This is a genomic window from Comamonas jiangduensis (genome assembly GCF_030162955.1).
In the GTDB taxonomy this organism is placed as follows: domain Bacteria; phylum Pseudomonadota; class Gammaproteobacteria; order Burkholderiales; family Burkholderiaceae_C; genus Comamonas; species Comamonas jiangduensis.
The window spans coordinates 46,385-60,870 of record NZ_JARXOV010000003.1 but is presented as its reverse complement, the minus strand read 5'-3'; the positions used below and the strand labels follow the sequence as shown (position 1 = coordinate 60,870).

The window sequence follows — 14,486 nt, the reverse complement described above, 5'->3', positions numbered from 1 at the left end:
GACGTAGAAACGTAAGCAACTTATGAAACCGATCCAAGTAGGCCTGTTGGGCATTGGCACCGTGGGCAGCGGCACATTCAACGTGCTGCAGCGCAACCAAGAAGAGATCCGCCGCCGCGCGGGTCGTGGCATTGAGATTGCCATGGTGGCCGACTTGGACACAACGCGTGCGCAAGCGGTGGTGGGCGACAAGGCCAAGGTGGTGGGCGATGCCCGCGAGATCATCGCCAACCCCGACATCGACGTGGTGGTGGAACTGATCGGCGGCTACGGCATTGCCAAGGCCCTGGTGCTGGAAGCCATTGCCGCAGGCAAGCACGTGGTGACGGCCAACAAGGCGCTGCTGGCCGTGCACGGCACCGAAATCTTCAAGGCGGCCGCCGAGAAGGGCGTGATCGTGGCCTATGAAGCGGCCGTGGCCGGGGGCATCCCGATCATCAAGGCGCTGCGCGAAGGTCTGACTGCCAACTCCATCCAGTGGGTGGCCGGCATCATCAACGGCACGACCAACTTCATCCTGTCCGAAATGCGTGATAAGGGTCTGGACTTTGACGTGGTGCTGAAAGAAGCGCAACGCCTGGGCTACGCCGAAGCCGACCCCACGTTCGACATTGAAGGCGTGGACGCCGCGCACAAGGCCACCTTGATGAGCGCGATTGCCTTTGGTATTCCCGTGCAGTTCGACAAGGCCTATGTAGAGGGCATCACCAAGCTGGCGGGCGCAGACATCAAGTACGCCGAGCAACTGGGCTACCGCATCAAGCTGCTGGGCATCACCAAGCGCACGGACAAGGGCATCGAGCTGCGTGTGCACCCCTCGCTGGTGCCTTCCAAGCGCCTGATCGCCAACGTCGAAGGCGCCATGAACGCCGTGGTGGTCAACGGTGATGCTGTGGGCACCACGCTGTACTACGGCAAGGGCGCGGGCTCTGAGCCCACCGCTTCGGCCGTGATTGCCGACCTGGTGGATATTGCCCGCCTGCACGGTGCAGACCCCGCACACAGCGTGCCGGCGCTGGCCTTCCAGGCCCACACCTTGGCGGCTGCGGGCAACGAACTGCCCGTGCTGCCCATGGCCGACGTGGTCACCAGCTACTACCTGCGCATCCGCGTGGCGGACGAAGCCGGTGTGTTGGCCAAGATCACCACGCTGCTGGCCAATGCTGGCATCAGCATCGACGCGGTGATCCAGCGCGAAGCCGACGAAGTGGGCGGCGAGGGCTCGACCCAGACTGACCTGATCATTCTGACGCACGACACCCGCGAAGGTGATATGGACAAGGCCATAGCTGAAATCCAGGGCCTGCCTACCGTGCTGGCTGGCATTACTCGCATCCGCAAAGAAGAGTTGAATTGATTTAAACCATAGGGGTTAAGCAATGGAACAGTACGAAAAAGTAACTGAGGTGACGGATACCGCAGCTAAAGTTACTCGGATTGCTGCTGTTGTGACTGCTGCAGGAGCATCTGTAGCAGCTCCCACAGGGCTTAGTGCTCTCGGAGTTGCTCTGGGTGTGACAAGTGCGCCGTTGATCGTGACGGTGGCCCCTGTTGTGATTGGAGTAGCTGGTGCTGCTACAGCACTAGCTGCAGCAGCTTCTCTTTATTCCAGATACAAGCGTAAGCGCTCATGAAGTACATCTCCACCCGCGGTCATGCAGACCGCAAACGCTTTTGCGACATCTTGCTTGAAGGCTTGGCGCCTGATGGCGGCCTGTACCTGCCTGTTGAGTACCCTCAGATCAGTGACGCGAAGCTGACAGAGCTGCGCAATGTCTTGGCTAATCAAGGCTATGCCGCGCTGGCGTTTGAGATTCTGTCGCTGTACATCGACGACATTCCCGCTGACGACCTGCGCGCCCTGTGCGCCAAGACGTACACCAAGGAAGTCTTTGGCACCGATGCCATCGTGCCCGTGCGCACACTGGAAGGCAATTTGCTGATCGAAGCCCTGTCCAACGGCCCCACGCTGGCCTTCAAGGACATGGCCATGCAACTGCTGGGCAACTTGTTTGAGTACGAGCTGACCCGCCGTGGCGAAGAGCTGAACATTCTGGGTGCCACTTCGGGCGACACCGGCAGCGCGGCCGAGTACGCCATGCGCGGCAAAAAGGGCGTGCGCGTGTTCATGACCAGCCCGCATGGGCGCATGAGTCCCTTCCAGCAGGCGCAAATGTTCTCGTTGCAAGACGAAAACATCCACAACATCGCCATCGAAGGCGTGTTTGACGACTGCCAGGACATCGTCAAGGCGGTGTCCAACGACCACGCCTTCAAGGCCAAGTACAAGATTGGCACCGTCAACTCCATCAACTGGGCGCGACTGTTGGCCCAGGTGGTGTACTACTTTGCCGGTTACCTGCAGGCGACGACCCGCAACGAAGAGAAGGTCAGCTTCACCGTGCCTTCGGGCAACTTTGGCAATATCTGTGCGGGCCACGTGGCACGCCAGATGGGCCTGCCAATTGCCCAACTGGTGGTGGCTACCAACGAAAACGATGTGCTCGACGAGTTCTTCCGCACCGGCGTGTACCAAGTGCGTGGCTCGGCCAACACCTATGAGACATCCAGCCCCTCGATGGACATCTCCAAGGCCAGCAACTTTGAGCGCTTTATCTTTGATTTGGTCGGCCGCGATGGTGCAGCAACACGTGTACTGTTTGAGGCTGGAGTAGCCGAACAAGGTGGCTTTAAGCTCAGTCCTTTGATGGTGGAAGAAGCTGCCAGCAAGTACGGCTTTGTCAGCGGCAAGAGCACGCACGCAGACCGTTTGGCTACCATCAAAGACTGCTACGAGCGTCTGGGCCAGATGATCGACACCCACACCGCCGACGGCGTGAAGGTGGCCCGCGAGCATCTGCGTGCCGAGCCCATGCTGGTGCTGGAAACTGCCTTGCCCATCAAGTTTGCGGCGACTATCGAAGAAGCGCTGGGCCGCCAGCCTGAGCGTCCAGCCAAGTTCGACGGCATTGAATACCTGCCCAAGCGCGTGGTGGTAATGCCGTCGGATGTGGAACAGGTGAAGGCCTATATCCAGCAGCACTGCGATTGAGGTAAGGCGGGCTTTATAAAAAAGAGAGCTGTCTGCGCTTGATAAAACTCGCTTTGCACTACCAAGTATTTGCAAAGCAAGATACTGCAAGCGCTAGCAGCTATGCTTTTGAAAGCCTGTGCACCTGTGGCACACCAACGGCGCTGGGCAACCAAGCGCCGTTTTTATTGGGAAGAAAGAACACACGATGAAAGCTTTGGGCTTTGCCGCTTTCTCTGGCATGGGCAAGACCACCTTGCTGGAGCAGTTGATTGCCGCGCTGCGTGCGCGGGGCCAGCGTGTGTCCACCGTTAAGCATGCCCACCACGATGTGGACATCGACATTCCGGGCAAAGACAGCTGGCGCCACCGCCAGGCCGGTGCCAGCGAGGTGCTGCTGGTGTGCGACAAGCGCCTGGCGCTGGTGCGCGAGTTTGAGACTGAGCAAGAGCTTGATGTACACGCCATGCTGGCCGAGTTGGATAGCCGTGTGGACTGGGTGCTGGTAGAAGGCTTCAAGCATGGCAATCTGCCCAAGGTGGAAATCTGGCGTGCGCCCGATCCTGCATCGGGTAAGTCGGCCAAGCCGCTGCGCTTTCCCCAAGACCCGCATGTGGTGGCCGTGGCCACCGACGATGAGCTGGCGCTGCCCGTGCAACCGCCTGCGCACATCACCGTTTTAGATTTGAACCAGCCCGCGCACATTGCGGATTGGATGCTGGCCAACGCCAGCCGTTTTGAATACCAAGGAGCGAATGCCTGATGGCTGCCATGACCACTTTGGATGACGCCTTAGCCCACGTGCTGGCGCAGGCCCAGTTGTTGGGCTCGGAGAACGTTGATCTGTTCAACGCCGATGGTCGCGTGCTGGCGCAAGACTGCGTTTCGGCCTTGCAAGTGCCATCGCAAGACAACTCCGCCATGGACGGCTACGCCGTGCGCGCCGCCGACATCCCCGCCACCGGCGTGGCCCTGCCTGTGAGCCAACGCATTCCAGCAGGCCATGTGGGCACTGCACTGCAGCCCGGTACCGTGGCCCGCATTTTCACCGGCGCGCCCGTGCCCCCCGGGGCGGACGCGGTGCTGATGCAAGAAGACACGCAGGTGCTGGGAGACGGCCGCGTGCAATTCAACGCGGTGCCCAAGCTGGGCCAGAACATCCGCCGTGCCGGGGAAGACATTGCCCTGCACAGCACGGTGCTGGCGCAAGGCACGCGATTGACGCCTGCGGCGATCGGCTTGGCCGCTAGCATTGGCATGGCCGAGTTGCCCGTGGGCCGCAAGCCGCGTGTGGCACTGTTCTCTACGGGTGATGAATTGGTCATCCCCGGCACCGTGGCGCCGCAGGACATGCAACCCGGCCATATCTACAACAGCAATCGCTACTTTCTGCGGGCGCTGCTGCAGCGGCTGGGTTGCGAGGTGGTGGATGGCGGCATCCTGCCTGACAACCGCGCGCAGACGGTGGCGGCGATTCACCGCGTGGCGCAGGACTGCGATCTGGTGCTCTCCAGCGCAGGTGTTTCCGTGGGTGAAGAAGACCACGTCAAGCCCGCCGTGGAGCAGCAAGGCGAGCTGAATCTGTGGATGATTTCCATGAAGCCCGGCAAACCCTTTGCCTATGGCAAGGTCTGGCGCAACGGCAAGGATGCATCTGCAGGCGTGGCCCACTTTATGGGCTTGCCCGGCAATCCGGTCTCCAGCTTTATCACCTTCTTGCTGCTGGTGCGCCCCTTTGTGTTGCGCCTGCAGGGCATGCAGGATGTGGCGCCCAAGGCGATTGAAGTGACCGCGCAGTTTGAATGGCACAAGAAAGAAAAGCGCCGCGAATTCCTGCGTGCGCGCCATACGGGCAATGGCACTCTGGCACTGTTTGGCAACCAGGGCTCGGGCGTGCTGACCTCCACGGTCTGGGGCGATGGCTTGGTCGACAATCCGCCGCTCACGCCCATCCAGCCTGGTGATAGCGTGCGCTTTATTCCGTTCACCGAGTTGATGTGAATGGCCAGGGAGAAAACTCTATGAATATCACCGTGCGTTACTTTGCTTCCATCCGTGAAGCCATGGGCACAGGCTCCGAAGACCTGCAAACCACTGCAACGACGGTGGGCGATTTGCGCGACGAACTGATGGCGCGCAGCGATGCTGCGGCGCATGCGCTGGCCCACGGCAAGGCCGTGCGCATGGCGCTGAACCAGGACATGTGCAGCGGTGATGCGCCGCTCAAGTCCGGGGACGAAGTCGCCTTTTTCCCCCCTGTCACCGGTGGCTAGGCAGCGTGTATGACTGACGCGAAACCAGAGATTGACGCTGCCATCAGCCGCCGCACGCGCCAGGCGCTGAGCGATGCCAAGGCCCGTGGCGTGCAACTGGGCAAAGCCGGGGCGGACAACATCCGCGCCACGGTCGAAAAGCGAAAAAGCGCCGCCGATGCCTTTGCCAAGCAGCATGAAGCTTTGTTTGCCGAATTGGTGGCGCAGGGCCTGACGCACCGCAAGATGGCCGAAGTGCTCAACGAGCGTGGCATTGCCGCTGCCAAGGGCGGGCCGTGGACGCATGGGCAGGTGCAGCGCATCTTGAACCGCTATGCGGATTGGGCGCAGGCCCAGGCCAGCGACAGGACTGAGCGCGTGTGAATGGGGTTGGTGGGTGTGAATCAAAAAAAAAAGGAGCACAAGGTGCTCCTTTTTTGTGGGCGATTTAGCGCGACCCGACAGCGTGCTGTGCTGCGGTGCCGATACGGCATGCAGCTCGCTGCACTGGGTCAGCGTGCTATCGCTAGACCGGGGTTACATCCGCTTTTTCGCGTCTTCTACCGCTTCTTTGACGTCGCCCACTTTGCGCTGGGCCAGCCCTTGCGCCTGTTTGGCCAGTCCCTTGGCTTGCTGCTCAGGGCTATCGATCAGCTCGCCAGCTTTTTGCTGCACCTTGCCTGCGGTTTCCTTGATCGTGCCGGTGATTTGGTCTTTGTTCATACAGCCTCCATAAAAGCGTGAAAACAATGGCGGTCAGCGGTGGCTTGCTGTCCGTTCGAAGGGATAGCGTAACCCGATGAACGGTAGGTGATGGACGGTCATTAACGCCCCTGCCTGTGCGCGAAGACTGACAGGGAGTGGTAATTTTGGTAGCGCTTCACGTAGGCCAGATAAGCGCAAAAGCCTGTTTTTGTGCTTATTCCAAAGGTGCAGGCAATTGCGGTGCGCGCCATTCCAGCAGTTCGGCCAGGCGCTGGATCACCCAGCCGGCTTCCGCGGGCGTGACTGGGGCACCTTCGGTAGACAGTGCCGTGTGAAAGCCCAGCAAGATGCCTGCTTCGCTGGAGTTGCCGCTGTGGTAGAGCGTTTGCGCTTGCTCAACCAAATGGCAGGCCAGGTCTTCGCACAGCTCATAGCGCGCAACGACTTCGGCAATCGGGGTCTTCAAAACCCCTGCGCGGCTGCGAAACAGGTTGGCAAAGCTTTCCGTGGGTTGGATTTGGCTGGTGTCGTCCATGGGAGATCGTGCGGTACGCGGCGGGGCTTGGTCACACAACCTTTGCTACGTGGTCGCTGGGCCTGCTGGTACGAAAGTACTGCCAGTGGCTGCGCGCCTGGTTGCAACCGTCCAACTTCGATGGGCGGGGTTGTGGGGACGGTTCTTATTCGGGGTCAAACAGGCGCTCAAAGCGCAGGATGTCAATTTCCAGCTCACAGGTCACCAGCTGGCCATTTTTGTCGTCAGCTTTGCGGCGGGCCGAAAACAGGGTGGCGCGGCCCTCAAAGTCAAAATCCGGCAGGTGGATGATGGCGTAGGGGTAGGGCACGAAGCACTGGTGCTCAAAGACCACGCGGTGCTCGTTGCGTGGTGAGGGGTAAAGCATGTACTCCGGGGTATCAATGGTGGGGGTGGCCATAGGTGGTAATTGATGAGTGCCAGTACGAGCGGGGCGCAATGCTACCGCGATGGCGCTGGCTTTCGTGCGTGTGTGGGCATGCATGCCAGCGCCTGCTGCGACAATCATGGATATGAATGCCCCACGTGTTTTGATCCAGAGCGAAGATTTCGATGTTTCCCGCGAGTTGGCTGCCCTGCGGCAGGGCGATGCGCGCGTCGGGGCGGTGTGCAGCTTTGTGGGCACGGTGCGCGATCGCAATGAGGGCGCCAACGTCTCGGCCATGGAGCTGGAGCATTACCCCGGCATGACGGAAAAAAGCATCGAAGCCATCATTGACCGGGCAGTGCAGCGGTTTGGCATTTACGCCGCCAAGGTGATTCACCGCGTGGGCCCGCTGCAGCCTATGGACCAGATTGTGCTGGTGGCCGTCACCAGCGCCCACCGCGGCATGAGTTTTCAGGCCTGCGAGTTCATCATGGACTACCTCAAGTCCGAAGCGCCTTTCTGGAAGAAAGAGCAGACCCCGCAAGGCGCACGCTGGGTGGATGCGCGGGTGAGCGATGAGCAGGCGCTGGCGCGCTGGGAAGCATAAAAAAGGGCCCTGACAGGGCCCTTTGGGGTTTTGTTGCGTGCTTGTGGCGGGATTACTGCTTGACGGCTTCCATCTGCAGCACCAGGCGCACGTTCTTGGCAAAGCCCCAGTCCACGCCGTAGTTCACGCCCCATTGGGTGCGGTCGATGGTGGCTTCAAAGTCGCCGCCGCACACTTCGCGCTTGAGCATGGGGTTGTCGTAGCAGGTGAACTTGTTGGCCTTGATGGTGATGGGCTTGGTTTGGCCCATCAGGGTCAACTGGCCGGTGACTTCCTTGAGCTTGTCGCCCTCAAACACAAACTTGTCGGAGACAAACTTGGCTTCGGGGAATTTCTCGGTGTTGAAGATGTCTGCGCTCTTCAAGTGCTTGTCAAAGGCGGCGGTGCCGGAGTTCACGGCGTTCATGTCCAGCGTCACTTCTACCTTGCCTGTCTTGCCCGCTTTGTCGAACTGAACGGTGCCGCTCTTTTTGTCAAAGCGCACGCGGTTGGTTGAGGCGCCGAAGTGGTCGATCTCAAACGTTGCGAAAGTGTGGGTGGGGTCCACGGTGTAAGTGGCAGGTGCAGCGTGGGCGGCGGTAGCCAGCAAACCGGTGGCGGCCAGAGCAATCAGGGTAGAGCGCATGGAAATCTCCTGTGGAAAAGTGAAGCGAAAAATATGAAAAAAAGTAGCGGCTAGCGCAGGTATTGCTTGGCTTTCGGATTCAAAACCTGTTGAAAGCCATAAAAATCAAGCGCTAGATGCTTCCAAAATGATTTACAGCTTGCCCACGCCGGTCAGTGCCAGCTTGAACTGCACGGTGACTTCATCGGCCACCATGGAGGTGTCGGCCCAGTCGCCGTCCCCGATCTTGAAGGGCAGGCGCTTGAGCGGCAAGGTGCCTGCAGCGGTGGTGGTGGCGCCGGACTGCGTCAGCTGCACGGGCACCGATACCTTCTGGGCGTTGCCCTTGATGGTGAGCGTGCCGTCCACCTGGTATTTGCCGCCGCCCAGGGCCTTGACGGTGCTGGAGTCAAACGTGGCCTTGGGGAACTTGGCAATGTTGAACCAGTCTGCGCCCATCAGATTGCTGTCGGTTTCTTTGCTGCCCATGGTGGCGCTGCCGGTATCCACGGTGAAGTGGATTTTGCTGGCCTCGGGTTTGGCGGTGTCAAAGTGGATTTGCGCGGCAAACTGCTTGAAGTGGCCGTTCAAAGGCACGCCCAGCTGTTTGGCGGTGAAGTGGATGCTGCTTTGTGCAGGCACCAGCGCTTGCTGGGCCATGGCCGCAGTGCCCAGCAAGGCCATGCTGGCCAAAGCGGCGGTGCGCAAATTGGTGGCGAGAGTCATGGTGAAGTCCTTGTGACGATCTAACAAATAAAGGGTGTGAGGCTCAGCGGGCCTGGCCGGGCAGCATGCGGCGCAGCAGGCCATCGCGGTCAATCAACTGGTGCTTCAAAGCGGCGGCAATGTGCAGCGCAATCAGCGCGGCCAGTGTGTAAGCCGAAATCATGTGCCAGGGCTTGATGGCTTCGGCCAGCGCTGGGTTGGCCGCCACCAAGTCGGGCAGTTGCCACACGCCAAACCAGACGATGGGAAAGCCCGCCGCAGAGCTGTACGCCCAGCCGATCAACGGTACGGCAAAAAACAGCGCATACAGCAGGTGGTGTACGCCATGGTGCGCCAGCTGCTGCCAGCGGGGCATGGCGGCGGCCATGGCAGTTGGCAAAGCGGGGGGGCGGTGCGTCATGCGCCACAGCAAACGCAGCACGCTTAGCAGCAAAATGGTCACGCCAGCCCACTTGTGCCAGTTGTAGTACTTGAGCTTGGTGGGCGAGAAGGGCAGGTCCACCATATACCAGCCAAATACCAGCAGACCGATCAGGCCTGCAGCCAGCAGCCAGTGCAGGGCGATGGCGGGCAAGGTGTAGCGTTGCGCAGAGGAAGAGGGCATGAAGGGCAGGAAAGCGATAAAGGAATGCAGTCTAGAAGCGATCGTCTGACGCAGCATTCAATCGTCTTGAAGACAATCATCAAAAGATTGCAAGGAACTTTTTGTTGCATTGCGCCTCGTCAATAGGTGCGCTTTTGCAGATGGAAGGCATGTGGATTGCACGTGCAAACTATTGAAAAAACATAAAAAGCCCACAGTTGTGAGGGAGTTACAGATTTACCGTTGAAGGAAGCCTTTCATGCGTATCGACAAGCTCACTACCAAATTTCAAGAAGCCCTGGCCGACGCGCAGAGCCTCGCCCTGGGCAATGACCACGCCTACATCGACCCTCTGCACCTGCTGGCTGCCATGCTGCGCCAGAACGACGGCCCCAAGGCCCTGCTGCAGCGCGCGGGCGCCAATGTGGCCGCCATGAGTACGGCGGCTGAAAACGCCATCAAGCAGTTGCCCGAGGTGCAAGGCCACGACCAGGTCACCATCGGCTCCGAGCTGGGCAAGCTGATGCAGGCCACGGAAAAGGAAGCCATCAAGCGCGGTGACCAGTTCATCGCCAGTGAATTGTTCCTGCTGGCGCTGTCCGACAGCGATACCAAGGCAGGCAAGATCGCCAAGGAGCACGGCCTGACCCGCAAGGCCATGGAGTCCGCCATCAACGCTGTGCGCGGTGGCCAGACCATGGACAGCGCCGAAGGCGAAAGCCAGCGCGAAGCCCTGAAGAAATACACCCTGGACCTGACCGAGCGCGCCCGCATGGGCAAGCTTGACCCCGTGATTGGCCGCGACGACGAAATCCGCCGTGCCATCCAGGTGCTGCAGCGCCGCAGCAAGAACAACCCCGTGCTCATCGGTGAGCCCGGCGTGGGTAAGACCGCGATTGTGGAAGGCCTGGCGCAGCGCATTGTGGAAGGCGAAGTGCCCGAAACCCTCAAGGACAAGCGCGTGCTGGTGCTGGACATGGCCGGCCTGCTGGCGGGTGCCAAGTACCGCGGCGAGTTTGAAGAGCGCCTCAAAGCCGTGCTGAACGATGTGGCCAAGGAAGAAGGCCGCATCATCTTGTTCATTGACGAAATCCATACCATGGTGGGCGCTGGCAAGGCCGAAGGTGCGATGGACGCCGGCAACATGCTCAAGCCTGCGCTGGCGCGCGGTGAGCTGCACTGCATTGGCGCGACCACCTTGGACGAGTACCGCAAGTACATCGAAAAAGACGCGGCGCTGGAGCGCCGTTTCCAGAAAGTGCTGGTTGACGAGCCTTCGGTGGAAGATACCATCGCCATCTTGCGTGGCCTGCAGGTGCGTTATGAGGCGCACCACGGCGTGGACATTACGGACCCCGCTATCGTTGCTGCAGCGGAGCTGAGCCACCGCTACATCACTGACCGCTTCCTGCCCGACAAGGCGATTGACCTGATCGACGAGGCGGCCGCCAAGATCAAGATCGAGATCGACTCCAAGCCTGAAGTCATGGACAAGCTGGAGCGCCGCATGATCCAGCTCAAGATTGAGCGCGAGGCCATGAAGAAGGAAAAGGACGAGGCTTCGCAAAAGCGCCTGCAGCTCATTGAAGATGAGTTGACCGGGCTGGAGCGCGAGTACGCCGACCTGGAAGAAATCTGGAAGGCCGAAAAAGCCAGCGCCCAAGGCTCTGAGCAAATCCGCAAGGAAGTGGATGCCATCCGCACGCAAATCGAAGATTTGAAGCGCAAGGGCGACTTCAACAAAGTGGCCGAGTTGCAATACGGCAAGCTGCCCGCTTTGGAAAAACAGCTCAAGGAAGCCCAGGCCAGCGAGGCCGATGGCGACGCGCCGAAGCACAAGCTGCTGCGCACCCACGTCGGCGCGGAAGAGATTGCGGAAGTGGTCAGCCGTGCCACGGGCATTCCTGTGTCCAAAATGATGCAGGGCGAAAAAGACAAGCTGCTGCACATGGAAGACAAGCTGCATCAGCGTGTGGTGGGCCAGGACGAGGCGATCTCTGCAGTCTCCAACGCCATCCGTCGTTCGCGCTCCGGGCTGTCTGACCCGAACAAGCCACTGGGTAGCTTTTTGTTCCTAGGCCCTACGGGCGTGGGCAAGACCGAGCTGTGCAAGGCGTTGGCGGGCTTTATGTTCGACAGCGAAGACCACTTGGTGCGCATCGATATGTCGGAATTCATGGAAAAGCATAGCGTGGCACGCTTGATTGGTGCGCCTCCTGGCTATGTTGGCTATGAAGAAGGCGGTTACCTGACCGAAGCCGTGCGCCGCAAGCCCTACAGCGTGCTGCTGCTCGATGAGGTCGAAAAGGCCCACCCCGACGTGTTCAACGTGCTGCTGCAGGTGCTCGATGATGGCCGCCTGACCGATGGTCAGGGCCGCACCGTGGACTTCAAGAACACCGTGATCGTGATGACCAGCAATATTGGCTCGCACCTGATCCAAGCGATGGTGGGCCAGGACAGCGAAGACATCAAAGAAGCGGTGTGGGGGGAACTTAAATCCCATTTCCGCCCCGAATTCTTGAACCGTATCGACGAAACTGTGGTCTTCCATGGCTTGGATGCTGCACACATCGAGTCCATTGCCAAGATTCAGCTGCAATTGCTGCAGTCGCGTCTGGAGAAGATGGATTTGCAAATGCACATCAGTGACGCGGCTTTGTCGGAATTGGCTAAAGTAGGGTTCGACCCGGTCTTTGGTGCCCGTCCGCTCAAGCGTGCCATCCAGCAGCGCATTGAGAACCCGCTGTCACGGTCCTTGCTGGAGGGCAAGTTCCCGCCCAAGAGCGTGATCGAGGTGTCGGTGGATCCCGTGCAGGAGCCCGGCGTCTTTAAATTCGGCTTAGGCGCTGTGGCGGATAGCGCGGCTTAAGCCTCCACGGCCAGTGCCTCAGGGCGCTGGCCGCATTTGAAAGGCATTGCTTTGAACGACTTTCTGAATTCGCTCACCCGTTGGACCGTGCGCATTGTGCTGTTGATGGTTGGTGTGGCGTTCTTTTTGAGCCTGTTGACGGTCGCTTGCGTGCTGGCTGCGTTTTGGGGCCTGCGTGCGCTATGGGCCAAGCTCACCGGCCAGCCTGTGACGCCATGGGTCATGCCCATGCGTGCAGCCAGCAGTTGGGCCAGCATGTACCAGCGTGCAGGCAGTTTTGGCGGCATGGCCGGTGCCGCCGCCGCGGCCGACAAAGAAGAGGGCTGCGCCCCCTTCACCCCTGCTGCGGGTAGCAAGCGCGGCGGTATTTTGTCCAAAGTGGCAGGCGAAGTCAGCGACGTTCAGGCGCGCGAGGTGCACTGAGGGCATGCATGGCGCATGCCATTCTTTCTTGATACGAAGCAGGCCATAGGCCTGCTTTTTTTCTGTCTGCAGCCACGCGGCCCGCAGCGTAATTAGCGTTTGGTTACCGCGAAGTTGTAACGTGTTGTGGAATTGGGGGATTCCTTGGCGTTTCCCCGATGCTGCTCTCTATCATGCCTTTATGAATCAAGCTGATATCCGTGCGTTTTTCGACCAGCAACACCAAGCCAGCCGTCAGCATATTGAAGTGCCTGCGCTGGTGCGCAAGGAGCGTTTGCTGCGCATTCAGAAAATTTTGCAGGAGCATGGCACGACCTTGGCTGCAGCGGTTCAGGCGGATTTTGGCGTGCGCTCGCCGCAGCTCACCGAAATGGCGGACCTCATGGTGCTGCGCAGCATGCTCTCGCATACCCTGCGCCATCTGCGCACATGGATGCGCCATCAGCGCGTGTGGACGCCGTTGCACTTGCTGCCTAGCATGGCGCGCATCGAGCGCCAACCGCTGGGTGTGGTCGGCATCATCGCCCCGTGGAACTATCCCTTGCAGCTGGCCTTGGGGCCTGCCATTGCGGCGATTGCAGCGGGCAACCGCGTCATGCTCAAGCCCAGCGAGTTAACGCCCCATACCTCTGCACAGCTGGCCCATGTGATTGGCCAGTTTTTCGCCCCCGATGAATTTTGTGTGATCCAAGGCGATGCGCAGGTGGCCAGCCAGTTTGCAGGCCTGCCGTTTGATCACCTGGTGTTTACCGGCTCGACGGCTGTCGGCCGCAAAGTGGCGATTGCCGCAGCCCAGCACCTGACGCCCACGACGCTGGAGCTGGGGGGCAAATCTCCCTGCATTCTCGGCACCGATTGCGATATGGAGCAAGCTGCCTTGCGTATTGCCCATGGCAAGCTGCTTAATGCCGGCCAAACCTGTATCGCGCCCGATTATTTGCTGCTGCCGCGCGGGCAAGAGCAGGCGTTTGAGCAGGCCTATCGCAAGGCTGTGGCGCAGCTCTTCCCCACCATCGGGGGCAACCCGGACTACGCTGCCATCATCAATCAAAAGCATTTCCACCGCCTGCGCGGCCTGGCCCAGCAAGCCGAGAGCCAGGGCGCGCATGTGCAGTGGCTGGAGCCTGCACAGACTGCTGCCTCCTCTGCTGCGCCCGGCTGGGGCGATGCGGTGCAGCGCCAGATGACACCGGCACTGGTGTGGAACGTGCATTCCGGCATGGACATCATGCGTGAGGAAATTTTTGGGCCGCTGCTGCCAGTGATCAGCTATGACCGGCTGGATGACGTAATCCAAGCGATCAATGCGGGGCCACGGCCTTTGGCGTTGTACTGGTTTGGCAAGGATGAAAAGCTGCGTGACAGCGTGTTGCGCCGTACCGTGAGCGGGGGGGTGACGGTCAATGACACGCTCATGCACGTGGCGCACGACAACCTGCCTTTTGGTGGTGTGGGCCCCAGCGGATGGGGGGCATATCACGGTGAGCATGGTTTTTTACGCTTTTCTCACCAAAAGTCGGTCTTTTTACAAGCAAAATGGAGCCCTGCCTCTTGGCTGTACCCGCCGTACGGAGCCAAGTTTGAGCGCGTCATGGCGCTGATCAAACGCTTGGGTTGAGCGTTTGCCACTCTCTCCAACTGCTTGCAACAAGCAGCTTGCTATAGGCCGTTGCAACGGCCTAGCACATCCTTTTTCTGCGGGCAAGAAACCTTTGACAGCCGTACTCGCTTAAATGGCTACAGCGAGCAGGCATAAGCGAAGTTCGCGTTTTCACTGACAA

The 14,486-nt window shown here is 59.9% G+C and carries 17 protein-coding genes; 11 read left to right on the top strand and 6 right to left on the bottom strand.

What is annotated here, in order from left to right:
- The first annotated feature begins 22 nt into the window (after positions 1-22).
- The 7 genes from QEP12_RS03200 to QEP12_RS03170 all read left to right on the top strand — a co-directional run bounded on the left by QEP12_RS03200 (position 23) and on the right by QEP12_RS03170 (position 5,667).
- Positions 23-1,357: a homoserine dehydrogenase gene (locus tag QEP12_RS03200; protein WP_174863057.1), complete on the top strand. Its 1,335-nt coding sequence runs from the start codon at positions 23-25 to the stop codon at positions 1,355-1,357.
- 22 nt (positions 1,358-1,379) lie between these two features.
- Complete coding sequence (locus tag QEP12_RS03195) at positions 1,380-1,634, top strand: hypothetical protein (protein ID WP_284213322.1); 255 nt, start codon at positions 1,380-1,382, stop codon at positions 1,632-1,634.
- A complete protein-coding gene (gene thrC / locus QEP12_RS03190; protein ID WP_174863058.1) occupies positions 1,631-3,052 on the top strand; it encodes a threonine synthase in 1,422 nt (473 codons plus the stop codon). The genes QEP12_RS03195 and thrC overlap by 4 nt, the downstream gene beginning before the upstream one ends.
- A gap of 187 nt (positions 3,053-3,239) precedes the next feature.
- Positions 3,240-3,794 (top strand): molybdopterin-guanine dinucleotide biosynthesis protein B, encoded by a 555-nt coding sequence (mobB, locus tag QEP12_RS03185; protein WP_284213321.1) that lies wholly within the window; start codon positions 3,240-3,242, stop codon positions 3,792-3,794.
- Complete coding sequence (locus tag QEP12_RS03180) at positions 3,794-5,032, top strand: molybdopterin molybdotransferase MoeA (RefSeq protein WP_284213320.1); 1,239 nt, start codon at positions 3,794-3,796, stop codon at positions 5,030-5,032. The genes mobB and QEP12_RS03180 overlap by 1 nt, the downstream gene beginning before the upstream one ends.
- 20 nt (positions 5,033-5,052) lie before the next feature.
- Positions 5,053-5,304 (top strand): molybdopterin converting factor subunit 1, encoded by a 252-nt coding sequence (gene moaD, locus QEP12_RS03175; protein ID WP_284213319.1) that lies wholly within the window; start codon positions 5,053-5,055, stop codon positions 5,302-5,304.
- Positions 5,305-5,313: 9 nt separating this feature from the next.
- On the top strand, positions 5,314-5,667 hold the full coding sequence (locus QEP12_RS03170) for a recombinase family protein (protein ID WP_174863062.1): 354 nt from the start codon (positions 5,314-5,316) through the stop codon (positions 5,665-5,667).
- Between the two features lie 153 nt (positions 5,668-5,820).
- Here QEP12_RS03170 and QEP12_RS03165 read toward each other — a convergent pair whose 3' ends face one another.
- From QEP12_RS03165 to QEP12_RS03155, 3 genes are all read right to left on the bottom strand, one after another.
- The gene (locus QEP12_RS03165; protein WP_174863063.1) at positions 5,821-6,006 is read right to left on the bottom strand and encodes a CsbD family protein; all 186 of its coding nucleotides are present in this window, start codon (positions 6,004-6,006) and stop codon (positions 5,821-5,823) included.
- Positions 6,007-6,202: 196 nt separating this feature from the next.
- Positions 6,203-6,523: a hypothetical protein gene (locus QEP12_RS03160; RefSeq protein WP_174863064.1), complete on the bottom strand. Its 321-nt coding sequence runs from the start codon at positions 6,521-6,523 to the stop codon at positions 6,203-6,205.
- A gap of 145 nt (positions 6,524-6,668) precedes the next feature.
- Positions 6,669-6,923: a hypothetical protein gene (locus QEP12_RS03155; protein ID WP_174863065.1), complete on the bottom strand. Its 255-nt coding sequence runs from the start codon at positions 6,921-6,923 to the stop codon at positions 6,669-6,671.
- Between the two features lie 112 nt (positions 6,924-7,035).
- On the opposite strand from QEP12_RS03155, the gene moaE reads away from it, so the two are divergent.
- Positions 7,036-7,497 carry a molybdopterin synthase catalytic subunit MoaE gene (gene moaE, locus QEP12_RS03150; protein WP_284213455.1) on the top strand — a complete coding sequence of 154 codons (462 nt, stop codon included), beginning with the start codon at positions 7,036-7,038 and terminating at the stop codon, positions 7,495-7,497.
- A gap of 52 nt (positions 7,498-7,549) precedes the next feature.
- Here the strand turns inward: moaE and QEP12_RS03145 are convergent, their stop codons facing one another.
- The 3 genes from QEP12_RS03145 to QEP12_RS03135 all read right to left on the bottom strand — a co-directional run bounded on the left by QEP12_RS03145 (position 7,550) and on the right by QEP12_RS03135 (position 9,431).
- A complete protein-coding gene (locus QEP12_RS03145) occupies positions 7,550-8,122 on the bottom strand; it encodes a YceI family protein (protein WP_284213318.1) in 573 nt (190 codons plus the stop codon).
- Positions 8,123-8,254: 132 nt separating this feature from the next.
- The gene (locus QEP12_RS03140) at positions 8,255-8,827 is read right to left on the bottom strand and encodes a YceI family protein (RefSeq protein ID WP_284213317.1); all 573 of its coding nucleotides are present in this window, start codon (positions 8,825-8,827) and stop codon (positions 8,255-8,257) included.
- Positions 8,828-8,870: 43 nt separating this feature from the next.
- Positions 8,871-9,431, bottom strand: a complete 561-nt coding sequence (locus tag QEP12_RS03135; protein WP_219163986.1) for a cytochrome b — start codon at positions 9,429-9,431, stop codon at positions 8,871-8,873.
- A 238-nt stretch (positions 9,432-9,669) separates the two neighbouring features.
- Between QEP12_RS03135 and clpB the strand changes: the two genes are divergently transcribed.
- The 3 genes from clpB (at position 9,670) to QEP12_RS03120 (ending at position 14,323) form a co-directional block, all read left to right on the top strand.
- The gene (gene clpB, locus QEP12_RS03130) at positions 9,670-12,282 is read left to right on the top strand and encodes an ATP-dependent chaperone ClpB (protein ID WP_174863067.1); all 2,613 of its coding nucleotides are present in this window, start codon (positions 9,670-9,672) and stop codon (positions 12,280-12,282) included.
- Positions 12,283-12,333: 51 nt separating this feature from the next.
- Positions 12,334-12,705 carry a hypothetical protein gene (locus QEP12_RS03125; RefSeq protein ID WP_284213316.1) on the top strand — a complete coding sequence of 124 codons (372 nt, stop codon included), beginning with the start codon at positions 12,334-12,336 and terminating at the stop codon, positions 12,703-12,705.
- A gap of 181 nt (positions 12,706-12,886) precedes the next feature.
- Entirely contained in the window at positions 12,887-14,323 is a 1,437-nt protein-coding gene (locus tag QEP12_RS03120) for a coniferyl aldehyde dehydrogenase (RefSeq protein WP_174863068.1), read from the top strand.
- Positions 14,324-14,486 lie beyond the last annotated feature (163 nt).